This is a genomic window from Mycolicibacterium neworleansense, from assembly GCF_001245615.1.
Classification (GTDB): Bacteria; Actinomycetota; Actinomycetes; order Mycobacteriales; family Mycobacteriaceae; genus Mycobacterium; species Mycobacterium neworleansense.
In genome coordinates this window covers 1,162,842-1,186,957 of sequence record NZ_CWKH01000001.1, presented here as the reverse complement: position 1 = coordinate 1,186,957, position 24,116 = coordinate 1,162,842, and the positions used below count along the sequence as shown (strand labels likewise).

At 68.1% G+C, this 24,116-nt stretch carries 25 protein-coding genes; 10 read left to right on the top strand and 15 right to left on the bottom strand.

Features of this window, described 5'->3' with window-relative positions:
• Positions 1-7 precede the first annotated feature (7 nt).
• The gene (locus BN2156_RS05630) at positions 8-1,369 is read left to right on the top strand and encodes a TIGR01777 family oxidoreductase (protein ID WP_090511166.1); all 1,362 of its coding nucleotides are present in this window, start codon (positions 8-10) and stop codon (positions 1,367-1,369) included.
• On the opposite strand, the gene BN2156_RS05625 is transcribed toward BN2156_RS05630, so the two are convergent.
• Positions 1,359-1,922, bottom strand: a complete 564-nt coding sequence (locus BN2156_RS05625) for a hypothetical protein (protein WP_090511163.1) — start codon at positions 1,920-1,922, stop codon at positions 1,359-1,361. The genes BN2156_RS05630 and BN2156_RS05625 overlap by 11 nt on opposite strands.
• Before the next feature lie 141 nt (positions 1,923-2,063).
• On the opposite strand from BN2156_RS05625, the gene BN2156_RS05620 reads away from it, so the two are divergent.
• Complete coding sequence (locus BN2156_RS05620) at positions 2,064-3,302, top strand: NAD(P)/FAD-dependent oxidoreductase (RefSeq protein WP_090511160.1); 1,239 nt, start codon at positions 2,064-2,066, stop codon at positions 3,300-3,302.
• Between the two features lie 19 nt (positions 3,303-3,321).
• Here the strand turns inward: BN2156_RS05620 and BN2156_RS05615 are convergent, their stop codons facing one another.
• From BN2156_RS05615 to BN2156_RS05605, 3 genes are read right to left on the bottom strand one after another with little or no spacing between them, the layout of a single operon-like run.
• Positions 3,322-4,674, bottom strand: a complete 1,353-nt coding sequence (locus tag BN2156_RS05615; RefSeq protein WP_090511157.1) for an NAD(P)/FAD-dependent oxidoreductase — start codon at positions 4,672-4,674, stop codon at positions 3,322-3,324.
• Positions 4,675-4,699: 25 nt separating this feature from the next.
• The gene (locus tag BN2156_RS05610; RefSeq protein ID WP_162490739.1) at positions 4,700-5,866 is read right to left on the bottom strand and encodes an RNA polymerase sigma factor; all 1,167 of its coding nucleotides are present in this window, start codon (positions 5,864-5,866) and stop codon (positions 4,700-4,702) included.
• The gene (locus BN2156_RS05605) at positions 5,867-6,274 is read right to left on the bottom strand and encodes a YciI family protein (protein WP_090511155.1); all 408 of its coding nucleotides are present in this window, start codon (positions 6,272-6,274) and stop codon (positions 5,867-5,869) included.
• A 237-nt stretch (positions 6,275-6,511) separates the two neighbouring features.
• Between BN2156_RS05605 and BN2156_RS05600 the strand changes: the two genes are divergently transcribed.
• Positions 6,512-6,748, top strand: coding sequence for a hypothetical protein (locus BN2156_RS05600; RefSeq protein ID WP_090511152.1), 237 nt, complete (start codon positions 6,512-6,514; stop codon positions 6,746-6,748).
• A gap of 27 nt (positions 6,749-6,775) precedes the next feature.
• Entirely contained in the window at positions 6,776-7,624 is an 849-nt protein-coding gene (locus tag BN2156_RS05595; RefSeq protein WP_090511150.1) for an SMP-30/gluconolactonase/LRE family protein, read from the top strand.
• Positions 7,625-7,633: 9 nt separating this feature from the next.
• On the opposite strand, the gene BN2156_RS05590 is transcribed toward BN2156_RS05595, so the two are convergent.
• The 9 genes from BN2156_RS05590 to BN2156_RS05550 all read right to left on the bottom strand — a co-directional run bounded on the left by BN2156_RS05590 (position 7,634) and on the right by BN2156_RS05550 (position 16,084).
• Positions 7,634-9,190 (bottom strand): threonine/serine exporter family protein, encoded by a 1,557-nt coding sequence (locus BN2156_RS05590; protein WP_162490738.1) that lies wholly within the window; start codon positions 9,188-9,190, stop codon positions 7,634-7,636.
• A gap of 65 nt (positions 9,191-9,255) precedes the next feature.
• Positions 9,256-9,915, bottom strand: coding sequence for a class I SAM-dependent methyltransferase family protein (locus tag BN2156_RS05585; protein ID WP_090511147.1), 660 nt, complete (start codon positions 9,913-9,915; stop codon positions 9,256-9,258).
• A 175-nt stretch (positions 9,916-10,090) separates the two neighbouring features.
• Entirely contained in the window at positions 10,091-10,960 is an 870-nt protein-coding gene (locus tag BN2156_RS05580; protein WP_235625340.1) for a CE1 family esterase, read from the bottom strand.
• Between the two features lie 232 nt (positions 10,961-11,192).
• On the bottom strand, positions 11,193-12,206 hold the full coding sequence (locus tag BN2156_RS05575; protein WP_090511144.1) for an alcohol dehydrogenase catalytic domain-containing protein: 1,014 nt from the start codon (positions 12,204-12,206) through the stop codon (positions 11,193-11,195).
• Between the two features lie 72 nt (positions 12,207-12,278).
• The gene (locus tag BN2156_RS05570; protein WP_090511141.1) at positions 12,279-12,935 is read right to left on the bottom strand and encodes a maleylpyruvate isomerase N-terminal domain-containing protein; all 657 of its coding nucleotides are present in this window, start codon (positions 12,933-12,935) and stop codon (positions 12,279-12,281) included.
• Positions 12,936-12,957: 22 nt separating this feature from the next.
• Positions 12,958-13,413: a cyanase gene (gene cynS / locus BN2156_RS05565; RefSeq protein ID WP_090511139.1), complete on the bottom strand. Its 456-nt coding sequence runs from the start codon at positions 13,411-13,413 to the stop codon at positions 12,958-12,960.
• A 26-nt stretch (positions 13,414-13,439) separates the two neighbouring features.
• Positions 13,440-15,302, bottom strand: coding sequence for a fatty acyl-AMP ligase (locus BN2156_RS05560; protein ID WP_090511133.1), 1,863 nt, complete (start codon positions 15,300-15,302; stop codon positions 13,440-13,442).
• A 9-nt stretch (positions 15,303-15,311) separates the two neighbouring features.
• Positions 15,312-15,755, bottom strand: coding sequence for an SRPBCC family protein (locus BN2156_RS05555; RefSeq protein ID WP_090511130.1), 444 nt, complete (start codon positions 15,753-15,755; stop codon positions 15,312-15,314).
• The gene (locus BN2156_RS05550) at positions 15,752-16,084 is read right to left on the bottom strand and encodes an ArsR/SmtB family transcription factor (RefSeq protein WP_090511128.1); all 333 of its coding nucleotides are present in this window, start codon (positions 16,082-16,084) and stop codon (positions 15,752-15,754) included. Before BN2156_RS05550 ends, BN2156_RS05555 begins: the two co-directional genes overlap by 4 nt.
• A gap of 104 nt (positions 16,085-16,188) precedes the next feature.
• Here BN2156_RS05550 and BN2156_RS05545 point away from each other — a divergent pair, with 104 nt between their 5' ends.
• Positions 16,189-16,959 (top strand): DUF899 domain-containing protein, encoded by a 771-nt coding sequence (locus BN2156_RS05545; protein ID WP_090511125.1) that lies wholly within the window; start codon positions 16,189-16,191, stop codon positions 16,957-16,959.
• 44 nt (positions 16,960-17,003) lie between these two features.
• Positions 17,004-18,581 carry a class I adenylate-forming enzyme family protein gene (locus tag BN2156_RS05540; protein ID WP_090511122.1) on the top strand — a complete coding sequence of 526 codons (1,578 nt, stop codon included), beginning with the start codon at positions 17,004-17,006 and terminating at the stop codon, positions 18,579-18,581.
• On the opposite strand, the gene BN2156_RS05535 is transcribed toward BN2156_RS05540, so the two are convergent.
• Complete coding sequence (locus BN2156_RS05535; RefSeq protein WP_090515526.1) at positions 18,582-19,796, bottom strand: cytochrome P450; 1,215 nt, start codon at positions 19,794-19,796, stop codon at positions 18,582-18,584.
• A gap of 34 nt (positions 19,797-19,830) precedes the next feature.
• The gene (locus BN2156_RS05530) at positions 19,831-20,205 is read right to left on the bottom strand and encodes an NYN domain-containing protein (protein WP_162490736.1); all 375 of its coding nucleotides are present in this window, start codon (positions 20,203-20,205) and stop codon (positions 19,831-19,833) included.
• 98 nt (positions 20,206-20,303) lie between these two features.
• Between BN2156_RS05530 and BN2156_RS05525 the strand changes: the two genes are divergently transcribed.
• From BN2156_RS05525 to BN2156_RS05510, 4 genes are read left to right on the top strand one after another with little or no spacing between them, the layout of a single operon-like run.
• A complete protein-coding gene (locus BN2156_RS05525; protein ID WP_090511119.1) occupies positions 20,304-21,578 on the top strand; it encodes a GTP cyclohydrolase II in 1,275 nt (424 codons plus the stop codon).
• On the top strand, positions 21,575-22,792 hold the full coding sequence (locus tag BN2156_RS05520; protein ID WP_090511116.1) for a URC4/urg3 family protein: 1,218 nt from the start codon (positions 21,575-21,577) through the stop codon (positions 22,790-22,792). Before BN2156_RS05525 ends, BN2156_RS05520 begins: the two co-directional genes overlap by 4 nt.
• Before the next feature lie 8 nt (positions 22,793-22,800).
• Entirely contained in the window at positions 22,801-23,430 is a 630-nt protein-coding gene (gene upp / locus BN2156_RS05515; RefSeq protein ID WP_090511113.1) for a uracil phosphoribosyltransferase, read from the top strand.
• Positions 23,427-24,116, top strand: a complete 690-nt coding sequence (locus BN2156_RS05510) for a CPBP family intramembrane glutamic endopeptidase (RefSeq protein ID WP_090511110.1) — start codon at positions 23,427-23,429, stop codon at positions 24,114-24,116. The genes upp and BN2156_RS05510 overlap by 4 nt, the downstream gene beginning before the upstream one ends.

Sequence of the window (24,116 nt, the reverse complement as noted above, 5' to 3'; positions counted from 1 at the left end):
TCGGTCGATGGGACTGGTGCACTCCAGCGTCATCGACGCCCCGCAGGAAGAAGTCTTCGCCTGGCACGGCAGACCCGGCGCGTTCGCCAGGTTGTCGCCGCCGTGGCAGCCCCTGCAGCTGATATCTGAGGCGGCCTCACTGCGCGACGGCCGTGCCGAACTCGCGCTGCCGGGCGGGCTGCGGTGGGTGGCCGAACACCAACCCGATGAGTACGACCCACCGCGGCGATTCGTCGACCACATCGGCCGTGGCGGTCTGGCGTCACTGCCTGCGGCACTGGCGGTGCGCTGGAAGCATATTCATGAATTCGACGCCGTCGACACCACACGGACCCGGATGACCGACCGGGTCGAGACCCCGGTGCCCGGCCATTTCCTGCGCCCGATGTTCGCCTACCGCCATCGCCAACTCGCCGATGATCTCGCCGCACATCAGCGCGCCCGGGCACATGGGCTGGCGCCGCTGACGGTGGCCGTCACGGGAGCCTCGGGGCTGGTCGGGTCGGCGCTGACCGCGTTCTTGGGCACCGGAGGCCATCGCGTGATCCGGCTGGTGCGCCATGAACCGACGAAACCGGATGAACGGCAATGGAACCCGAACGATCCGGACCCTGATCTGCTGGACGGCGTCGACGCGGTCATCCACCTGGCCGGCGCGTCGATCGCCGGCCGGTTCACCGACCGGCACCGCCGCGCCATCCGGGACAGCCGCATCGAGCCGACCCGGCGGTTCGCCGAACTCGCCGCCCGCCCCGGCGCGGGGCCCGAGGTACTGATCAGCGCCTCGGCGGTCGGCTTCTACGGTTACGACCGGGGCGACGAACTGCTCACCGAAGCCAGCGAGCGCGGCGATGGATTTCTGGCCGACGTCGTGGCCGACTGGGAAGACGCGCTGGCACCAGCCGAACGATCCGGTGTCCGTGTGGTGCGGGTCCGCACCGGGATCGTGCAGTCCCCGCGCGGTGGCACCCTGCGCCTGCTGCGGCCGTTGTTCGCCACGGGATTGGGCGGGCAGATCGGCGACGGGCAGCAGTGGTTGCCGTGGATAGGGATCGACGACCTGGTCGAGGTCTATCACCGTGCATTGTGGGACACCGAGCTGACCGGTCCGGTGAACGCCGTGGCACCCGAGCCGGTCCGCAATGCCGAATACACCGACACGCTCGGCCAGGTCCTGCACCGCCCCACGATCCTGCCGGTACCGGCGCTGGGACCTCGGCTACTGCTGGGCGATCAGGGTGCCCAGGAACTGGCCTGCGCCAGCCAGCGCGCGATCCCGGCGCGACTCGGCGCCGCCGGTCACCATTTCCGCCATCCCCGCCTGGATCAGGCGCTGCGCCACGTTTTGGGACGCCAGGTCACGGCGTAGGGGGCGCCGCGGGCGCGGGGGCCGCCGGCTGCCGGCCCGGCGAGTTGTACTCGTACCCGGGCGGCGGCGGGCCGTTGAGCGAGTAATAACCCGGTGGCAACGCCGGGCCGGCCGGCCCGGTCCCCGGTGCCGGGGCGGTGACCGGTGTTTCCGAGCCAGGGGCGTTGATCGACACATAACCGGGCGGCAGCGGCGGCGCCACACCAGCGCCCGGCGGGGGCGCGACCATGCCCTCGGGTGCAGTCCCACCCTGGAACCCGTAGGGATCGTGAGCCTGGTGCCAAAGGTCGCGGAGTGTTCCGACCGGGCCCGAGCCGTACTGGCCCGAGCCGTACACGGGGTTGGCGATCTCGGGTACCTGCGGTGGACCGGCGGGAGCCGGCGGCGGTGGCGCAGCCAGCGCGGGATCGGCGGGCGCAGGCGCCGGGTCGGGCACGGCAGGATCTGCCAGCGCCTGACCGGCCGTCGCCAGCATCGCTCCGGCAACTGCCAACCCCGCGACCGCGAGCCTCACCCCACTGTGGGAGTTCCTGGCACGGTGCGCTTCGGTCATCAATCCGGCGGTCCCTTCTGTCACGCCCGCCGCAGGCCCGCTCGGAAAGCGCGGGGAGGGCCGGGCGTCCGAGCATCGTCGCACACATCGCCGATCCTCGACACCGCAGCAGCCACGCCTCACCCGTGGCACGCTGAATCCGTGGGTCGCGTTCTGATCGTCGGATCGGGTTTCGCCGGGTTGTGGGCAGCGCTCGCGGCGGCCAGACGGGTGGACGAAATCGGCGCCGCAGCCGACACAGTAGAGATCACGGTGATCAGCGACCGGCCGTTCCATGACATCCGGGTGCGCAACTACGAAACCGATCTGACCGGCTGCCGCATCCCGTTGGAGAAGCTGCTCGATCCCGTGGGCGTCGGTCACATCGTCGCCGAGGTCACCACGATCGATGTCGAGGCGCAGACCATCACGGCGCAGCAGGGCGGACGCCCCCTGGTCCTCGGCTATGACCGCCTCGTGCTGGCCGCCGGCAGCCGGGTCGCGAGGCCGGACGTTCCGGGGCTGGCCGAGTTCGGTTTCGACGTCGACACATACGGCGGGGCGAGCCGCCTCGGCGCTCATCTGCAGACCATGGCCGCCGATCCCCCGAAATCGGGTGCCGGCACTGTGGTGGTGGTCGGGGCCGGACTGACCGGCATCGAGACCGCCTGCGAATTGCCCACGCGGCTGGCCGCGATCTTCGACAGCACCGTCGAACCGAAAGTCCTGCTCGTCGACCACAATCCGCAGGTGGGCTCGGACATGGGCGACGCGGCGCGGCCGGTGATCGAAACCGCATTGTCCGACAACGGAGTTCAGATCATGACCGGCGTCAGAGTGATCTCCGTCGACAGCGGTGCGGTGACCCTGTCCTCCGGAGACATCCTGCCCGCCGCGACGGTGGTGTGGTGCGCGGGCATGCGGGCCAACCCGCTGACAGCACAGCTCCCGGTGCCGCTCGATCGGTTCGGCCGGTTGCCGGTCGACGACTACCTCCGCGTCGAGGGGGTACCCGCGGTGTTCGCGGCCGGCGATGTCGCCGCCATGCGGGTGGACGACGACCACCTGTCGGTGATGTCGTGCCAGCACGGCAGGCCGATGGGCCGCTACGCCGGGTACAACGTGATCGGCGACCTCCTCGGCCAACCGATGCTTCCGCTGCGAATCCCTTGGTATGTCACCGTTCTCGATCTCGGCCCGGCCGGTGCGGTGTACACCGAGGGCTGGGATCGTCAAGTCGTGGCGACCGGATCGGTGGCCAAGGCCACGAAACGGACCATCAACACCGAACGGATCTACCCGCCGTTGACCGGAGACCGGCAGGCGCTGCTCGCAGCGGCGGCCCCGGAGCTTGCGGCCCGCCCGGCCCGCGCCGACCCGGCATGTCGTGGGCATGAGTAGCCGGCCACCCGAAATGGGGTCAGCCGTCGTCTCGGTCCACCGGAGCTTCGGACGGAGCCGGGGTCAGCGCATCCCACACCGTCCAGGTGTAGTGCTGATCGGGCAGACCGGTGGCGCCGAGCATGAACGCGCGGTGTGACCGGCTTTCCCGGGCGATGGTGGTCATCCAGGTTGTCACCGTGCTGAACCGGTTGCGGACGCCGGTGAGAAATGCGATGTGGACGAAACCCCAAGCCAGCCAACCGAAGAAGCCGGCAACCTTGATCGGTCCGACCTGCAGAAGCGCCTGCCTGCGAGCGATGTACGCCGCGGAACCGAGGTCGCGATAGCGGAACGGGCGACGGGGTTTACCGGCAAGTTCCCGACGGATGCACGAGGCCACGTGGAGCCCGCCCTGCATCGCGTTCTCCGCGACCCCAGGCAGATTGTCACGGCCGGCCAAGTCACCGATCACGAAGATCTCGGGATAGCCCGCGACCGAAAGGTCTTTCTCCACAGCGATTCTCCCGCTGCGATCGGATTCCGCGCCGAGTACCTTCGCGATGTGCCGGGCGAAGGGCACCGCCTCGACGCCGGCGGTCCACAGCACGGTCCGTGCCGTGTACTGCTCGTCCGGACCACCGGCCTTCGGACTGATGGTCACGCCTTCCCGGCCGACATCGGTGACGTGGACCCCCATGTGCAACTCCACGCCGAGCTTCTGCAGCGACTTCGTCGCCTTCTCCCCCAGCTCCGGCGCGAAGGCCTTGAGCACGCGCTCGCCGCCGTCGAACAACAACACCCTGGCGTCTTTGGGTTCGATGCTGTGGAACTCGTGGGCCAAAGTGCGCGTGGCCATTTCCCGGATCTGGCCGGCCAGTTCGACCCCCGTGGGCCCGCCACCGGCAACCGCGAAGGTGAGCCAGCCGTCACGCTCGGGCCCCGGTGGCAGCGTCTCCGCGATCTCGAAGGCGGTGAACACCCGCTGCCGGATGTGGAGCGCATCGTCGAGCGTCTTCATTCCCGGCGCCCACTGCGCGAAGTGCTCTTTGCCGAAGTACGACTGCTGCATCCCCGCCGCCACGACCAGCACGTCATAGTCGAGCGTGAAGGTGGTTTCATCCGGCCGCCGCGCGGTCAACTGACGTGACTGCGGGTGGATGTCGATCGCTTCACCGAGCAGGGTGGTCACGTTGCGATGTCGCGCGAATTCCTCGCGCAGTGGACGGCTGATCTGACCGAGGCTCAATGTCCCGGTGGCGCATTGGTAGAGCAGCGGCTGGAACAGGTGACCGGCCGCCCGGTCGAGCAGCGTCACGTCGACGTCGGTCCCTCCGAGTCGCCGGGCGCAGAACAGACCGCCGAATCCCCCACCGATGATCAACACTCTCATCCGACTGTTGCCCACCTTTAGCAGGTTAGCCGCCTTCGGTGGAAATGCGACGGTGCAGAACGGCCGCGCACAGGGTGAGGTGGTTGCGCTCGGCCAGCGAGGGCGCCTCGGCGGCGGCCTGCACATACAGCTGTGCCGCCGTCGCGATGTCTCCCGCCCGCTCGTGCAGGTAGGCCCGCGCGGCGGTGTGCCGTGGCAGTGCCGGGTCGACTTCGGCCAACGCGGCCAACCCTTTCTGGGGCCCGTCGGCTTCTCCCACGGCGACGGCGCGGTTCAAGCGCACCACCGGGCTGTCGGTGAGCGCGACGAGTTCGTCGTACCACTCCACGATCTGCACCCAGTCGGTCTCCTCGGTGGACGGTGCGTCGGCATGCAGGGCCGCGATCGCGGCCTGCGCCTGGTACTCCCCCAGCTGGTCGCGAGCCAGTGCCGCTTGCAGCACCCACACGCCCTCGGTGATGAGGTCCCGCCGCCACAGCGTGCGATCCTGCTCCGCCAGCGGGATCAGGGTCCCGTCGGCACGGATACGCGCCGAGCGTCTCGCATGGTGCAGCAGGAACAACGCGAGCAAGCCTGCGACTTCCGGATCGTCGGTGCTCCTGGCCAGCTGGCGGGCCAGTCGGATGGCCTCCGCCGCCAGGTCGACATCGCCGCCGTAGCCCTCGTTGAACACCAGATACAGCACCCGCAGGACGGTGCGCAGGTCACCAGGACGATCCAGCCGGACGGTGCTCACGGTGCGCTTGGCCCGGCTGATCCGTTGCGCCATGGTCGATTCCGGCACGAGATAGGCCTGTGCGATCTGGCGTGTGGTCAGGCCACCGACCGCGCGCAGCGTCAATGCGACGGCCGACGACGGCGTCAGGCTCGGGTGTGCGCACAGGAAGTAGAGCTGCAATGTGTCGTCGGCCGCCGTAGCGGGCCCGGCGGCCGGCTCCGCCGCGAACTGCGCCTCGCGGTTGCGCCGCGCCACCTCGGATCGAGTGAGGTCCAGGAAACGCCGCCATGCCGTGGTGATCAGCCAGCCCTTGGGATCCTCGGGCGGCTCGGTGGGCCAGGTTTCCCAGGCCCGGACCAACGCTTCCTGCACCGCGTCCTCGGCCGAGGTGAAATCGGCCCCGCGGTGGACGAGTGCGGCCAGGACCCCGGGGATCAGGTCCCGTATTCGTGCCTCGTCCACACCGGGGGCCATCTACTCGGTGACGGTCGGCGGCGCGGTCAGGAATGGACGCACTTCGAGCCACTCATGGATGGGCCGGCCGCCGGCGCCCGGTGCCGCGGACAGCTCGCCGGCCAACGCGACGGCGCGCTCGTAGGAGTCGACGTCGACGATCATCCAGCCCGCGATCAGGTCCTTGGTCTCGGCGAACGGGCCGTCGGTAACGGCTGGTCTGCCCTCGCCGTCATAGCGGACCCAGGCGCCTTCCGGGGCCAGTGCCTGGCTGTCGACGTACTCGCCGGTGTCCTTCAGACGATCCGCGAAATCATTCATGTACTGGATGTGGGCCTGGATCTCGGCCGGTGTCCACTGGCCCATCGGGATGTCGTTGACAGAGGCCGGCGCGCCTCGGTAGTGCTTGAGAAACAGGTACTTGGCCATGGGATTCTCCCTTCAGATTCGCGACCCTAGTTGGTCGCTCACCTCTGGGACGGAGCCGTCGCGCCGGTTTCGACATCGAAGACCGAAATATTTCTCATCTCGTTGTCACGCCACGTCGTGCGGGTTCAGGATGACCTATGAGCCCGTCGCAGACCTCAAGTGCACAACCAATCACTTCGATTGGCTAAGCTTCGGGTATCCGAGTTCTTCTAGAGTCGAGCACCGAGGTGGGCATTCATGTTCCTGAGAAAGGCAACCCTGGCGACCATCGCGGCCGCGGGCGTGTTCGGGGCCGCCGTCGGCCTGGGCACGGCCGCCGCCGGCGCCGAACCGGACCCCAGCCTCCCGCCGCCGCCGAACGCGCCGAAGAAGCCGGCTGAGACGTGGCAGGGTCACCCGATGGTCTGGTGGAACCTGCCGGCGGGTGGCCACTGGGGCGTCTGGATCAACGGCGACTTCCTTCCGTTCACCTGATCGTCTGAACCGGACCTTCAGGGCCCGATGACATCGATGCAAGCCATCGCGGCTGTCCCGTTCGTGGACGGGATCGTCTATGGCGAGGGTCCTCGTTGGCACGGTGACCGCCTGTGGTTCACCGACGGCTTGGCCGGCCGCGTGTACTCGGCGGGCCAAGCCGGTGACCTCGCCGTCGAGGTCGAACTTCGGCGTGCTTCCGGGCTCGGCTGGCTTCCCGACGGAACGCTTGTGGTGTCGACGCTCTTCGCCGCGGAACTGCACCACGTCGACGCGCACGGCAGCGTGACGGCCACCTACGACGTCAGCGACGTCGCATGGTCCACCAACGATCTGCTGGTCGCCCCAGATGGCCGGACCTACGTCGACCTCTACATCGCCGACGGCCGCGGCTTGACCGGGGGGATCGGCCTTGTTGCGGCGGACGGGACCGTGCGGATCGTCGCCACCGGACTGTCGATGCCCAACGGGATCGGACTCCTTCCCGACGAGTCGACCCTGGTGGTCAGCGAGACGAACGGCTCACGGCTGCTGGCCTTCACCGCCACCGCCGACGGCAACCTGGGCACTCCAACCGTGTTCGCCGATCTCGGCCCCGACCGGCATCCCGACGGGTTGTGCGTCGACACCGCGGGCGGGGTCTGGGTCGGCTGTTACGACACCGGAGAGTTCCTGCGCGTGGTCACCGGCGGTGAGATCACCCACCGCATCGAGATCGACCATGGTTGGGCGGTGGCACCGGCTCTCGGTGGCCACGACGGACGGACGCTGTATCTCGTCGTCGATGACACCACACACGAAAATCTGCTGGCCGGTAGTTCGATGGGCCGCATCCTGCAGGCGCGCGTCGACATTCCGGGCGTGGGGTCGCCCTGACCGCCTGAGTCAGTGGCCGGGCTCTTCGCTGTCCTCGTCCTCGGAGTCGTCGGCCGGCGCAGCCTCCAGCGGGACGCTTTCGCGTTGCACGCCGACTGCCGGACTGTTCTCGGTCGGTTGCAGCTGCACCACCCGGCCCACGGCACGCCGCAGCCCGGGTGGACCTTCGATTCGGAAGAAATCGCCGATCCGTCCGGCGCGGTAACGCAGTGGCGAGCCGAGCAACTCGCCCATCACCACGCCGCTGCCGAGAGCCAAGGCCGTGGCCGCCGCGGTCAACAGGTGGGCCAGGCCCTCACCGAATTTCTCGTCCACGGCGAAGGCGAACACCGCCCAGAACACCGCGAGGCCCGGCAGCATCGGCATGATCCCGGCCGTGGCGGTGACCAGCGCCGGAGACTGCCTGCGAATGGAGATCAGCGTGGCCAGAAGGCCCACCCCGACCGCGGCCACCCCGGTCGCCGCCCACTGGCCGAACCCGGCGGTCCCCAGTCCGATCAACGTCAGCTCGGCCAGCCCGGCCGCCAGCCCGGCCGTGGGCAATGAGCGAAGCGGCGCATAGCTGGCCATGGTCAGGCAGATCCCGGCCAGCGCGGCACCCAGAACCGCCAGCACGATCGGCAGCGGTCCTCTCGGCGTGATGAACGTGCCGGCCGCGTTGACATGCAGTTCGATCTGCACCCCCAGCAGCGTGGCGGCCTGCAGGGCGCCGGTGATGCCTACGACGATTCCCGCGGTGAGAAAGACCGCGTCGCCGAGCCGCGCCACCGCGGTGACCATGTAGCCGGTCAACGCGTCCTGCACCGCACCGACCAAGGTCATGCCGGAGAGCAACAACACGATCCCCGTGGCGACCAGGGCACTGAGACCCTGACCGGTGTATCGGTAGGCGGCCAACGCGATCAACGTCGCGATGGCCGCCCCGACCGCATGCTGGAAGAAGAACGGCGTGCCGACCCGGTTCAGCAGCCTGCCGACCCGGTCGATCAGCGCGGCGGTGAGGCTGGCCAGCAGACAGGTCAACCAGTTGCCGCCCAGCAGCATCGCGATGCCCAGCGCGAAGCCCGCCCAGCCGACCGTTGCCAGCCACCGAGGGAACGGGTGCGGACTCTCGGTCAGCTCATCCATGGCCTCGTGCGCCTCGTCGACGCTGATACCGCCGGAAGTGATGCGCCGCACCAATCGGTCGAGTTCGGCGAGCCGGGTGTAATCCGTGGACCGGGCCCGTACCGCCCGCATGATCGTGACCGGCGGGCTGTCGGCGGTCGGTAACGCCGACACGATGATCGTGGCGACGGTGATGTCGACGACGCAATCGGTCAGCCGGTACGCCTGAGCCACGTCCTGGGTGGTGGCGACGACATCGGCAGTACCCGACCCTGAGGACAGCATGACCTCGGCGAGCCGGATCGTCAGGTCGAGGACCTTGCGGGTATGGACATCACCCATCCCAGCCGACGTACGGCTGCGGCGACCGGCGACCGGCGCCGGATCACGGCGCCCGCGCAGGGCCATGCGCAGTCCCCCGCGCAAGCGGGCCTTACCGTTCAGTCCTTCCTCAGTCATCGTTGAAAAGCGTACTGATGAACGATCGGGTGCCGGTGGAAGTCGGTCCCCGGTCCGTGGTGTCGTCAGCCGGCGCGGTCGGCGGCGCGGATCACATCTGAGCCGACGAAGTCGAAGATCTGCACCCCGGCGGCCAATGGTTCCGGTCGCCCCGTGAAGCGATGAGCGCCGACCCCGTAGCTCACATCCGGTGGCGACACCCAGATGAGGTCGAATCCAAGTTCGTCAAACCAGTTGAGAATAAACGGAACCCGATCCGGGACGGTACGCCCGCGAGTCCACAGCACGGTGGCGCCGGTTTTCGCCAGCTGAGGGAAGAAGCCGATGGTCCGCTCGATGTCAGCATCGGTGATGTTGCCGAAGATGCCGCAGGCGACCACGATGTCGGCGGGAACCAAGTCGAGGTAATGATCGGTGAGCGCGGCGTTGCCGGTCACCACTTCGATTCCGGACAACCGGTGTTCGGCCACCGCCTCGGCGGCAACCGCCGCGTTGCGGGGATCCAGCTCGACCAGACGCGCCCGGACGTCATCGCGCCGCGGATGCTCGGCGAGCACCTCGAGCAGGTCGCGGCCCTGACCGGCGCACAAGCTCACGATATGCAGCGGACCCGCCGGAGCCTCGTCGAGCGCCTGGCGGATCAACGCCTGCACGGCGCGAAGACGGTGCGCCAGGGCCGAATCGGGTCGGTCATAGTCGTCATGCCAGCTGTGCCAATCCACCACAGGAAAACCCTATCGCCACGGTCCCTTTGGCACCGGAGCGTGCGGGCTGCCCACTTGACCGTACCGAGCCGGGGCTGCACCATGAATCTGCTTGGTAGACAACGTTATTCGGTCCACCCAGAGATCAGGCGCCGGCCTCGTCGGGAGTTAACACCGGCGTGATGAATATTGGCGGCTACCGGCCGTGCGAGGCGAAGAACTGCGCCGAGGCATCCGAGGCGTCGAAGGCCCGGCTGGCTGCGCCAACAGCCTGCGCGGGAAGCAGCTCGGGCACGCCCGGCCAGGTGTGCCCGCCACCGTCGACCCGCATGAACACCACCGAGGTGCCCGCGGCGCAGCCATCGGAGGCGATGCGGTGGGTCTCGGTGCCGTCGCCGGTGCTGGGCAGCGCCTCGTCGGACGGGGCCGGGCAGCCGTTGATCTGGCGCCACCGGTCCACCATTGCCGGACCGGACAGCACCGTGCTGCCTCCACCGCGCCCGGTCATCGGCCCACCGTTGAACGGCACGATGGGGTCCGCCGTGCCGTACGAGGCGAGAACCGACACGGGCCTCGAGGGGTTGCAGCCCACGTTTGTGCCGAGCGTGCCGGCGACGGGGGCGATGGCCGCGAACAGGTCGGCACGATCACACGCCAGCCGGTTGGCCATGAATCCGCCGGCAGACAGACCTGTGGCATACACCCGACCCCGGGGAATGCCGTTCTCAGCGACGAGCCGGTCGACCAGGGCCGAGATGAACCCCACGTCATCGACCCCCTGCCGGTCGGGCACCGAGGCGCCGCGCCCGTCGGCCCAGCTGTAGTCGATGCCGTCGGGGTAGACGACGGCGAACCCGTACGCGTCGGCGACCCCGTCGTAGTGGGTGAGCGCCGCCTGCTCGCCCCCGGTGGAACCGGCGGCGTGCAGATTGACGACCAGCCCCGAAGGCGGGCCACCGGCCGGCAGGTGCAGCCGGTACGTGCGCATCATCCCGCCGAAGTCGATCTGCGCCGATGGCAGGGGTGCAGCCGACGCGGGCGCGGCGCCGACTGCGCCCCAGGACAGGACGACGAGCGCGGCGGACAGCACTGTTCTGAGACGCCCCGGTGTGAAAAGCACCGGGGCAGAGTAGATATCACGAGCGAACATTCGAACAACACCACGTGACCTCCGGGAGAAAACCCCGCGGGCACCCGTCGCCATCCGCTTCCACGCCATCCCGGCCCCCACCGATTCGTCGTCCAGCAAACGAAGTACCGACGCTACCTGCTCGCGGCGACCGGCGGGGTGAGATACCTCAGTTCGTCAAGACCATGCGGTAGCGCGCCTGCCCCTGCGCCATCGCCGCGTAGGCGCTCGCCGCCTCGGCCAGCGGACGCTCCTCGATCCGGGCGCGGACCCCCGACAGCACCGCGAAATGCATGGTCTCCTCGACGTCGCGAGCCGTTCCGGACGGGTGGCCGGAGATGGTGAGCGCCGGCTGGATCAGTTGCACAGGACTGATCGGCAGCGGATCGGCCGAGACACCGATTGCCACCAGCTCGCCCCGCGGCGCGAGCCCGCCGATCGTCTCCGCCATCGCCTGCGAGTTGCCCACGGTGGCCAGGACCACGGCCGCGCCGCCCATGTCACGCAGCGCCGCGCTGACATCGCCGGCGGTCGAGTCGATGTAGTGCCTGGCACCCAGCGAACGGGCGTCCGCCTCCTTGCCGGGGCCTCGGGCGATCGCCACCGTCTCGAAGCCCATCGCGGCGGCGAACTGCAGCCCGAGGTGACCCAGGCCGCCGACGCCGAGCACCGCAACCACGTCTCCCGGAAGAGCTCGCGTGTGGCGAAGCGCGTTGTAGGTCGTCACCCCCGCGCATCCCATCGGAGCGGCCTCGGCGAAAGAGAGTTCATCGGGAATCCGGGCGAGCGCATTGGCCGGCACCGTCACCGATTCCGCATAGCCGCCCGGGTAATGCAGGCTGGGAATCTGACCCACCTCGCAGTGGATGAACAAGCCCTTGCGACACGGAATGCAGAGCCCGCAGTGTCCGCCGAACCAGCCGATCGCGACCCGGTCCCCTACCGCGAAATCGGTGACACCGGCGCCGACTTCGGCGATCGTGCCCGCGATCTCGTGGCCAGGGGTCACCGGCCAGGACATACCCGGGAACCCACCGTTGACGATGGCCTGATCGGTACCGCAGACCCCGCACGCGGCGACGGCCACCCGGACCTGGCCCCGATCCGGTGAGACGGTCTGCGCGTCAACGAGTTCCAGGGCGCCGCCGGAGGACTGAACGTGTACAGCTCGATGAGTAGACATGGGATCCTTACCGTCGCCGTCTGATGTCAGGTAATCATCGACCGTCGGCGGCCCACTTGGCCAGGGCTCGCATCAGCCCAGGACGAACGGCAGCCGCGCGGCCGCCTCTCCGAGACCGGCCATCTCCGAAGCCGTGGGGTCCCGTCGGCCCGTGCCGACCGACAACGCGTCCGCATCCGCGAGCGTCGCCGGGAACCGGACACCGGTGATGGCCTCGAACATCGCCCGTGACCGGGCCAGCCCCGCCGTGGGCGGGCCGGCCACCGTCGGCAGCTGTGCCACCAGATCCAGGTGATGCAGCGTCCATTCCAGGACGTAGGCATCGAGGTAGTCGGCCACGGTGAGCACCTGCCCCTGCGTGGCCACCCGCCCTGCCGGGTCGGCCAGGTCAGCCGCCCGGCCGGCAGCCGAACCCACGTCGTCGAGATGGAATTTGAGCAGCGCCGGATCCTCGTATGCGGCGGCCAGCCGGACGGTCAGCGCGGCCAAGGGATCCGCACCGTCGGGAGGTGTGCCGGACACCTCCCAGTAGGTCAGTGCACTGCGGGTCGGTTCGGCACCGACGGGCGTGGCCAGTGTGATCAACACGTCCTGGGCATCAATGATGAGGTGGCACACCAAATCTCGGATCAGCCATCCGGCACAACCGGAGGGCTGGGCGAAATCCTGTGGTGCCAGCCCGGCCACCGCCAGCCGCAGTGCCGTCCACGAATCCGAAAACTGGCTCACGCCTGCAAGCTAGCAGCGAGTTCTACTTCTCCGCGGCAGTCCAGTCGTACGGAAGGAACTTACCGTCGAATGTCACCACCACGCGGTCGCCGGCGGGGTGCGGCTTGCGCTGCACGTCGAGGCTGAAGTTGATGGCGCTCATGATCCCGTCCCCGAACTGCTCGTGGATGAGTTCCTTGAGTGCGCCACCGTAGACCTGGAGAGCCTCATAGAACCGGTAGATCGTCGGATCGGTGGGCACCGCCGTCGGCAATCCACCGCGCATCGGTACCGCGGCCAGCACCGGAATCACCGACTCGTCCAGCCCCAGCAGGTCCACGATGATCCTCCCCGATTCGGCCGGGATCGGATGCTGCCCGAGCAGGGCGGACACCGTCCACACCACCGGCTTGTCGATGGCATCGGCCAACTGCTGCCACGTCAAACCCTTGGTCAGGCGGGCTTCCACAATCGCGGCGGTGATCTCGTCTCTGCTCATACCAGCAGCATGCCTGCGGTGAACGGTCACCGCACGCCCAATGTGCCCTCCAGATATTCGGCGCGACAGGCCACCCGGGCCAGCTTGCCGCTCGTGGTCCGCGGAATCGCCCCCGCCGGCAGGAACTGCAGATCAGCGACGGTCAATCCGTGCCGGTGGGCCACCGCCGCCCGGATGGCCTCGCTCGCCTCCTGCGGGTCGGCGCGACCGGTGCCGGCTGCCCGTTCGGCGATGACCACCAGCGCGGCGCCGTCACCGTCCGCGCCGGCATCCGGGGTCACGGTGAACGCCGTGACGTAGCCGCGCCGGACCAGCGGCGAGGCTTCCGCCACGGTCGCCTCGATGTCCTGTGGGTAGTGGCTGCGACCGCCCATCCGAACCAGGTCCGCCATCCGCCCGGTCACGTAGAACTGCCCCTCGAAATAGACGCCGAGATCGCCGGTACGCAGCCAGGTGGCGTGCTCCGGCAGCCCCTCGGCGTGGCTATCTGAGGCAAGGCGCGAATGCAGTGACACCCCGAATGTCTTCTGAGTCTCCTCAGGCCGTCCCCAGTAGCCACGCCCGATGTTGTTGCCGTGCAACCAGATTTCGCCCACTTCGCCGTCAGGCAGTTCCGCGGCGAGCCCATCGGCCGTGGTGGGGTCGACGATAACCGCCCACAGGCTGCGGGCCGGGTGGCCACACGACACATGCGCGACGGCGCCCTCGGCATGTGCGCTGACGCGGACAGCCCGCCCGAGGGCAAGCTGCTCGCGGTCGAAATAGACCACGGAAGCCTGCTCGGCCGGTGCGATGGTCGAGATCAGCAGCGTCGCCTCGGCGATACCGTACGACGGTTTGAACGCGGTCGGCGGTAGCCCATGCGGCGCGAACGCCTCGTTGAAGGCCGTTATCACCTCGGGGATCACCGGCTCCGACCCGATGATTAGCACCACGTTGCTCAGGTCGATGTCCTCCCCCGCAGCGGGCACGCCGCGCTGGGCCGTCCACTCGTAAGCGAAGTTCGGTGCGGCAGTGATCACGCGCCCGTGCTTCGAGGCGTCGGACATCGCACGGATCCACCTTTGGGGACGCCGGATGAACGCCGTCGGTGACATCAGCGTCGAATGCCCGCCGTAGACCGCGGGAAACCCGATCATCGACAGGCCCATGTCGTGATAGAGCGGTAACCAACTGAGGCCGTGGGTGTTTCGGTTCAGCAGGTCGATGGACAGGATCATCTGCAACAGGTTGGTGCCGACCGCACGGTGAGTGATCTCCACTCCCACCGGCGGCCGCGTCGAACCCGAGGTGTACTGCAGGTGGGAGATGTCGTCCGGATCGACCGGGATCGGGGTGAAATCGTCGCCCACCGAATCGGGTATCTCATCGATGAGCTCGACCCGGGGGCGGGCGGAGTCCGGCATCTTGGCCAGGAATTCCCGCACGGCCACGGCCGCGGCGGTGGTGGTGAGCACCGTCGTGGGGCGGGAATCGAGCAACGCGGTCTCGAGGCGTTCGGCGTGGCCCTGCAATTCCGGGGCGAACAGCGGCACGGCGATGTTGCCCGCCTTGATCGCGGCGAAGAAGCCCACTACATAGTCCAGACCCTGGGGCGCCAGGATGGCGACGCGGTCACCGCGGGCGGCGACCTGCTGCAGCCGCGCCGCGACAGCTCGGAGCCGGACCCCCAGCTGCGTCCAGGTCAGCTCGATGACCTCTTCGGTGGCATGGCTGAAATCCAGATAGCGGTAGGCGACCAAGTCTCCGACGTGAGCGATGTTGCGGTCGATCAGCGATATCAGGGTGGTGCCCGGGGGCAGCACGATGCCGCCGTTCTCGTCCAGGCAGTCCTCGATGCGGAGCAGGCCGGCCGGGGCTTCGTACTGAATCTGAGCGCCGCTTTCCATGCCCGCAGTCTAGGTCGAGGCGCCTTCGAGGCGGGCCGCCAGCTGCTCGAACGTGAGGGTCCACCCGCTGTGGAAGTTGTCGAATTCCTCTGGCGGCAAAAGGGAATGCTCGATCGACATCATGGTTTGCCCGTCGCCGACCGGCTCGAACTCGACGTTGACGATGCTGACCACGGTCGGGTCGGCCCAGTCCGAGTTGCTCCAGGTGAACCGCAACACACGGGGCCGGTCGATCATCAGGAACTGTCCGGTGATCAGCACGCTCGAACCGGAATCGTCGATGTCGAACCGCACGAGCCCACCCTCCCGAGGTTCGACCGCCACCTCGACGCAGTACACCGGCCGCGGGCACATCCACTCGCGCAGCGATTCAGGATCGAGCCATTCGTCGAACACCACATCGGGGGTTGCGGGCATGAGGCGGCGCACGCGGACCGTCGGCGCCTCGGTCATCGGGGTTCCGCCTTACGGCGCAACCGTGCGGCCAGGGCATCCGCGCGGGTCGACCAGAACTCCGTCTGCTCGGTCATCCACTGCTGAGCCATCGTCAAACCGTCCTGCTTGAGCGAAACCCAGTGTTCGCGGCCACGGACCTCGCGCTGCACCAGACCGGCGGCCTCCAACACCCCGATGTGCCGCGAGACGCCGGCGAAGGTCATCGGCAACGGGGCGGCGAGGTCGCTGATGCGGGCATCGCCCTGACGCAGAGCCTCCAGAAGGCGGCGACGGGTCGAATCGGCCAGGGCTGAGTACGCGCGGTCCAGGACTTGATCTTCAACCACCTTGTTGACTATAGCCGCGGACCGTGGTGTGCTGAAGACATATCATTCAACTGAAGTGTTGAATGTTTGAACAGGCGCCGACAGCCTTGACGACGGGAGCAACTGTGAAGAATCCACCGATCGTGCCGCCGACGGAATGGCAAGCCGCACTGAAAGAAATGCTGGTCAAGGAGAAGGAATTCACCCGCGCACGGGACAAGCTCGCAGCACAGCGCCGGCGGATGCCATGGACGCCGGTGGAAAAGGACTACGAATTCGAAGGCCCCGAAGGCAGTGCCACCCTGCTCGACCTGTTCGCCGGGCGTCGTCAGCTGATCGTGTACCGCGCCTTTCTCGATCCGGGTGTGGACGACTGGCCAGAGCACGGTTGCGTCGGCTGTTCGTTGATGGCCGACCACATCGGCAACCTGGCCCACCTCAACGCCCGCGCCACCACGCTGGTCTACGCCTCTCGCGGGTCGCAGGCCGATATCGAACGGATCAAGACGCGCATGGGATGGAACCATCCCTGGTACACCATGGTTCCGCGACCTGGCGCGGAGTTCGACGTGGACTTCGACGTCGACCAATGGCACGGCACCAACGCGTTCATCCGCGACGGGGACCGGATCTTCCGTACCTATTTCATCGACAACCGGGGCGACGAGGCCTTCGTCAACACGTGGAACTTCCTGGACATGACCGCGCTCGGCCGGCAGGAGACCTGGGAGGATTCACCGCCGGGATACCCGCAGACCAAGGCCTACGAGTGGTGGTCCTGGCACGACACCTACCCCGAGCATGAGCCCTCTCGGTGGTTCGGCGATCCCGACCCCGACAATCCGCGCGATCCACGCCCACCGCGTGACGACTGTCCCGCCTGCGGCGGTCACTGACCACCCCGGGCGGGGCGGTATCGCCCATTGGAGAAGATGAGCGGGTGACGCAACCCCCGCTGACCATTCCCGCGCTGCTGCACCGCGGCATCGCCGAGTTCGGTGAGTCCGTCTACCTCATCACTCCCACCGATCGGCTCACCTACCGCGAGGCCGAGCAACGGTCCGCGCACCTGGCGCGGTGGCTGCTGCACGAAGGGGTCGGCAAGGGCACGCGCGTCGGCCTGTTGTTCCCGAACGGCGCCGAGTGGGTGACATGGTGGCTGGCGGTGTCGCGGATCGGGGCGGTCGCAGTTCCGCTGAGCACGCTGTATACACCCGCCGAGATCGCAAAGGTGTTGCGCCTGGCCGACATCGGACTACTCATCGCCCCCAGCGCGGTGCTGAACATCGATGTCGCCGACCGGTTGGAGGCGGCGCTGCCCGAACTGGCCGGCCAGTCCACCAGCCGACTGGCCCTGCGCGCCGCACCCTACCTGCGTCGCATCGCCCTGACCGGCACCGTCACCCGGCCGTGGGCATCGCTCGGGTGCGATGACACCGCCGACGTCGTGCCGGTCGAGGTGCTTACCGCCGCGGAAGCCGAGGTGTCGGCCGCCGACCTCGCCATCATGGTGCACACGTCCGGGTCCACTGCCGACCCCAAGGGGGTCCTGCACACCCACGGGACGCTGGTACGCCAGACCTCGACCTGGCCGGCAGCCATCCGGGCGATCACCGGCACACAGGACCGGTCCCGCATCCTGTGCGCCATGCCGTTCTTCTGGATCGGCGGACTGCTCGCGGTCACCGGCGCCCTGCACGAGCCCGTCACGCTGGTGGTCATGCCCAAACTCGATCCGGAAACCGCACTGGATCTCGCTGAGCGGGAACGGATCACCGGCATCGTGGGCTGGCCCGCGTTCACCCAGAAGCTGCGTGAGCATCCGTCGTTCGCCGAACGTGACCTGAGCAGTGCACCGATGCTGCGCGACGGCCCGCTGGACATCGCCATGACGGATGTGCCCGACGGATTCCCGGTGCACCGCACCATGTCTGAGACCGCGGGTGGATTCGTCTTCACCGACATGGCCATCGTCGACGAACACGGATCCCCCGTTGCGCCCGGAGAAACCGGCGAACTACTCGTCCGCGGTATCGGCGTGATGGCCGGGTACAACAAGCGGGAGCGGTCGGACACGTTCGACGCCGACGGCTGGTACCACACCGGCGACAAGGTGTACCGCCGCGACGGCGATCCCCGACTGTTCTACGTCGGACGGACCACCGACCTGATCAAGGCCGCCGGGGCCAACGTCTCGCCGTTGGAAGTCGAGGCCGTCATCGCCGAATCCGCCTCTGTGGCCCAGTGTGTGGTCGTCGGTATCGACGACCCGCAGCGCGGTGAGGAAGTCTGTGCGGTCGTGGTGCCCACCGCGGAACTCGACCTGGCAGCCCTGGCCGCCTACGCCCGGGAACAACTGTCGGCCTACAAGGTGCCGACGCGATGGGCATTGGTCGCCAGTGACCGGATCCCGACCCTGCCGAGCGGAAAGTTCGACCGGAAGACCCTGCGGCAGTTGATCATCGACGGAGAGCTGGAGACGGCCCGGCTTCAGTCCGCACGGCGGTCCGACGGGTGATCACGCCGCGGTGAAGCGCACCGGCATCGAGTGGATGCCGTTCATCAGATTCGAGCGCACCCGCTCTACGGGCCCGGCGACCTCGAGATCCTTCATCCGGTTCAGGATTTCGGGGAAGATGGCCCTGGCCTCGACGCGGGCCAGGTTCGCGCCGAGGCAGAAGTGTGTCCCCCCACCGCCGAAAGCCAGGTGTGGGTTCGGGTTTCGGCCGATGTCGAAACGGTCGGGGTCGCAGAATTGCGATTCGTCGCGATTGGCCGACGGGAAGAACATCGCCACCCGCTGCCCTTCGGCGATGCGAACACCGTGCAGTTCAGTATCTTTCGTTGCCGTGCGGGTGAAGGCGGTCACCGGGCTGACGTAGCGGAGCATCTCTTCGACCGCGCTGGACAGCAGCCCGGGGTCGGCCGTCAGCCGGGCGAGTTCCTCCGGGTGCTCGAGCAGGGTCAAGGTGCCCGCCGAAACCAGGTTGCGGGTGGTGTCTCCCCCGGCGTTGATCATCAACAGGAAGAACATGTTGAACTCGAGGTCGGTGAGGTGCCGGCCATCCACCTCGGCATTGAGCAGAGCGGTCGCGATGTCGTCGCCTGGGTCGGCGCGCTTGCGTTGCGCCAGTGCCGACGCGTACTCGAACATCTCCAGCTGCGCCTGAAGGACGAGGTCCGTGGCTTCGCCCACATGCTCCGAATTCATGGCCTCGGTCAGGTAATACAGACGGCGCCCGTCCTCATGCGAGATGCCGAGGAGTTCGGCGATCACGTACGACGGCAGGGCACCGGCGACGTCGGACACGAATTCACACTCGCCGCGATCGAGCACCCCGTCCACGATCTCGGTGGCCAGGAATCCCAGCCGCTCGCGCAACTGGGCGACATGCCGAGGGGTGAAGCCCTTGCTGACCAGCGTCCGGAGAGCGCTGTGCCGCGGTGGATCCATCGTCAGCATCATGAGCTCGAGCTGATACGAATTCTCCGGCAGCGGAACGTCGAAGAGTACCCCGGTCCGCGCCGAGGACCACGTCGCGCTGTCCCGCGACACCGCGAGGACCTCGTCATATCCCGTGAGCGCCCAGAACCCCGCCCCATCCTGGTACGGATGCCATGCGACCGGCGCCCGCCGCCTAAGTTCCCGGAATGCCGCCAGCGGCACACCGGCCTCGTAGACCGCCGGATCGGTCAGGTCAACACCGCTGATGCTGACCGCATCGTCGAGCATGTCGTGACGGTAGTGCACCGCAGCGCCGGCATAGTCAGAATCGGTCGATCAGATCGCGGAACCCGGCGGCCGCCTGCACGTACGCGCCGGCGGCGCGGACCCTGGCGGCCAGCCCGCCGTCCGATGTCACGACCGTGATCTCGCCGGGCCGCGAATCCGCCTGAACCATCCGCACGATCTCGTCGTCGGCCGAATTCGCGGTCGCCCGCGGGGCGTGGCGTATGTCTACGACCGCAGACTCGATCGGTGGCGTGGCCGGCCCTTCGAACACCACCGTCACCCGCCGGTCCTCGGCCTCGGCCCAGCGCTCGAGTCGCTCGACCAGACGTGCCATCGCACCTCGGCGGTTCTTCCACCAGCCGTCGGGTCGGGTTCCGATCACGTTCATGGCGTCCACGATCCACCGCACCTCATCGACGGTACGGGCACACCGTATGCAGAACTCCCCGATTCGGGGTTGACTGGACTGTCTCAACCGGGCGCACGCGCGGAGGAAGGAGCACCGACATGGTCGCCGAATCACCGGGTGCGTCCGCGGAGCCGGCGAAGGCCCGGCACATCCGGTTGACCTCCCACAGCGCCGCCGCGGGTACCCCGACGATCCGTTGGGGCGCACCGAGCGCCGCCGAGCGCGGCCCGGTGATCGGGACCACCACCACCCGCGCGCACCGCAACGTGATCGGCACCCACAGCGGCTCATACAGCGTGTACCGGGCACTTGCTGTCGCGGCCGGGGCACTCTCACCGGCTCACCGCGCCGATCTGACCAACACTGCCCCTACCGATGTGATCGGTCCGTACCCGCAGTGGAGCCGGCCCGAGGCGATCGTCAGCCTCGACCCCTGGGGCGCGATGGTCGCCGATGCCTTCACCGCCGAACTGGCGGCCGGCTACGACATCCGGCCGACCATTGCCGTGACCAAGGCGCACGTGATGGTGCCGGAGATCGCCACGGCCATCGCCGCCGGCCGGCTGCATCCCGATGGCCGGGTGCTCCTGGAAAACGGTGCGGCGCTGGTGACGAAGGCGGCCATCGAACCGGTGTGGTTCCTGCCCGGGGTAGCGGCCCGGTTCAGCTGCACCGAGACCGCGCTGCGCCGGGTGCTGTTCGAGGAGACCGGGGGCATGTACCCCGAACTCGTCACCCGCGGGGATCTTGAGGTGTTCCTGCCTCCGATCGGCGGGCAGACCATCTACATCTTCGGCGCACCACGCGATCTGGCCGATCCGACCGTGGAACTGACCGCGCGGGTACACGACGAATGCAACGGCTCGGACGTCTTCGGCTCCGACATCTGCACGTGCCGGCCCTATCTCACGCACGCCATCGAGGAATGCGTCGCCGGCGCCCAGCGCGGTGGGGTCGGGCTGGTCGCGTATTCACGCAAGGAAGGCCGGGCGCTGGGCGAGGTGACCAAGTTCCTGGTCTACAACGCTCGCAAGCGCCAGCACGGCGGAGACACCGCAGATCAGTACTTCGCCCGCACCGAATGCGTTGCCGGCGTACAGGACATGCGATTCCAGGAGCTCATGCCCGACGTCCTGCACTGGCTGGGGATCCGCAAGATCCACCGCCTGGTGTCGATGAGCAACATGAAGTACGACGCCATCACCGGCTCCGGCATCGAGGTCGGCGAGCGCGTCAACATCCCCGACGATCTGATCCCCGCCGACGCCCGGGTCGAGATCGACGCCAAGATGGCCGCCGGCTACTTCACCCCCGGACCGGTGCCGGGTGCCGACGAGCTCAAGATCGCCAAGGGCCGCGGACTCAACCCATGACCACGGCCCCGGACGGCTCGGCGGCCGTCGCCGCCCTGCGTACCACCTCCGCGATCCGCCAACGCGCCCAACATCTTCTGCAGCGCGCCCGGGACGGCGACTCGCCCTGGTTCCTGGTCGATGACGACGGTCTGGGTCATGCGGCCGTTGAGGTCGCCGACGTCACGCGCGGCCGCTACCCCACCCTCGCCATCCCCTACCACAGCCGGTGGCGGCATTTCGAGGCCGGCGGTGTGGATCGCCGAGCTGAGTTACGCACGCGCACCGCAGATGTGACTACGGCAGACCGGGCCCGGTCGATGATCGACCTGACCGTGGTGAGCGTGTTGCTGGACGCCGGCGCCGGGACCGAATGGCACTACACCGAACCCGGTACCGGCCTGCGCCTGGCCCGATCGGAGGGCCTGGGGGTGGCCAGCTGGCACGCCTTCTGCAGCGGCTTGTTCTCCAGCGATCCCGCCGATCCACTGCGGGCCGATGCGGACGCGTTGCGCTGCCTTGATGCCGAGAAACTGGCCGGCGCCTTTCAGGTGGACCCCGGAAATCCGTTGGTGGGGCTGGCCGGCCGGGTCGAGCTGCTGCACCGACTCGGCGCGCACCTGGCCGCGCATCCGGACGTGTTCGGCTCGCACGGCCGCCCCGGCGGATTGTTCGACACGGTGAACGGTCCGTCGATCGCCGCCCATGATCTGCTCTCCGTACTGTTGGGCACACTGTCGGGAGTGTGGCCCGCCGACAACGCCATCGGTGGTCAACCGCTCGGTGACTGCTGGCGGCACCGGGCAGTTCCCGGTCCCGGCCTGTCGCACGGGTGGATGCCGTTTCACAAGCTGTCTCAGTGGCTGACCTACTCCCTCCTCGAGCCGTTCGAGTGGGCCGGCGTCGCGGTCACCGACCTCGATGGACTGACCGGGCTGCCCGAGTATCGCAACGGCGGTCTGCTGCTGGATACCGGCGCGCTGCGGTTACGCGATCTCACACTGGCCGAGCGGGACTGGGCGGTGGGCGACGAGCTCGTGGTCGAATGGCGGGCGCTGACCGTGGCACTGCTCGATGAGCTGGCCCCCCTGATCCGCGATCATCTGAAGGCCCCGCAGCTGCCACTGGCCTGCGTACTGGAGGGTGGGACCTGGGCGACCGGGCGCGCGCTCGCCGCGCGTCTGCGCGACGGCCGCCCTCCGTTGTCCATCGTCAGCGACGGCACGGTCTTCTAGGAGGCGCCATGGGCAACCTGCACATCATCGACCATCCGCTGGTACAGCACAAGCTGACCCTGATGCGACAGAAGGACCTGTCCACCAAAGGTTTTCGTCAGTTGCTCAACGAGATCTCGATGCTGATGAGCTACGAGGTGCTGCGTGACATCCCGGTCCACGACATCGATATCGAGACGCCGCTGGAGTCAACCACCGGCGCCGTGATCGACGGCAAGAAACTGGTGTTCGTGTCCATTCTGCGGGCCGGCAGCGGCATCCTGGAGGGCATGCTCAGCGTGATGCCGAATGCCCGGGTCGGCCACATCGGCCTGTACCGCGACCCCAAGACCCGGGTGGCAGTGGAGTATTACTTCAAGCTCCCGAGCGACCTGCATGAACGCGACGTGGTGGTGGTCGATCCGATGCTGGCCACCGGCAACTCGGCGGTCGCGGCCATCGACCGCATCAAGGAATACCAGCCCCGGTCCATCAAGTTCGTCTGCCTGCTGACGTGTCCGGAAGGTGTCGAGGCGATGAACCAGGCGCACCCGGAGGTGCCCATCTACGCCGCGGCACTGGACCGGGAGCTCGACGAGCAGGGCTACATCGTTCCCGGTGTCGGCGACGCCGGTGACCGCATCTTCGGCACCAAGTGACCACTCGTCACCGCTGGGGCCTCGGGGCCTTCGTCATCGTCGAGGCCGTGTATCTGCTCGCCTCGGCATCGTTCGGCATATTTGCTCCCGCCGGCCCACCGCCGGCCTGGTTGATCACCCTGGCGATCGGAGTGCCGACCGTGGTGGCCGCGGCACTGGCCATCGCGATCGCGACCTGGCGGGGCAACGGTCCGCGCATCGACTTTCGGTGGCATTGGTCCTGGCGCGCCTTCGGGCTCGGGCTGGCCTTCGGAATCGGCGGACTCTTCGTCACCCTGCCCGCGGCGTTGCTCTACCAGTCGATCGCCGGGCCGGACGCGACGTCGGCCGTGGGTGGCGTCTACGAAGGTGTGCGGACAGTCTGGCCGGTGGCGGTGGCCGTCCTGCTCCTGGTGGCTGTGCTCGGCCCGATCTGCGAAGAGGTGGTGTACCGCGGGCTCCTGTGGGGAGCGCTCGAACAGCGCTGGGGCCGGATCGTCGCCGTGACGGTGTCCACACTGGTGTTCGCCCTGGCCCATCTGGAGCCTGCGCGCGCACCGCTGCTACTGGTGGTGGCAATCCCAATTGCGCTGGCCCGGCTGTATTCCGAGAATTTGTGGGGCGGCATCATCGCACACCAGGTGACCAACCTGCTGCCGGGCATGGTGATGATGTTCGGACTGCTGGGGATGCTGCCGGCGGGTTGA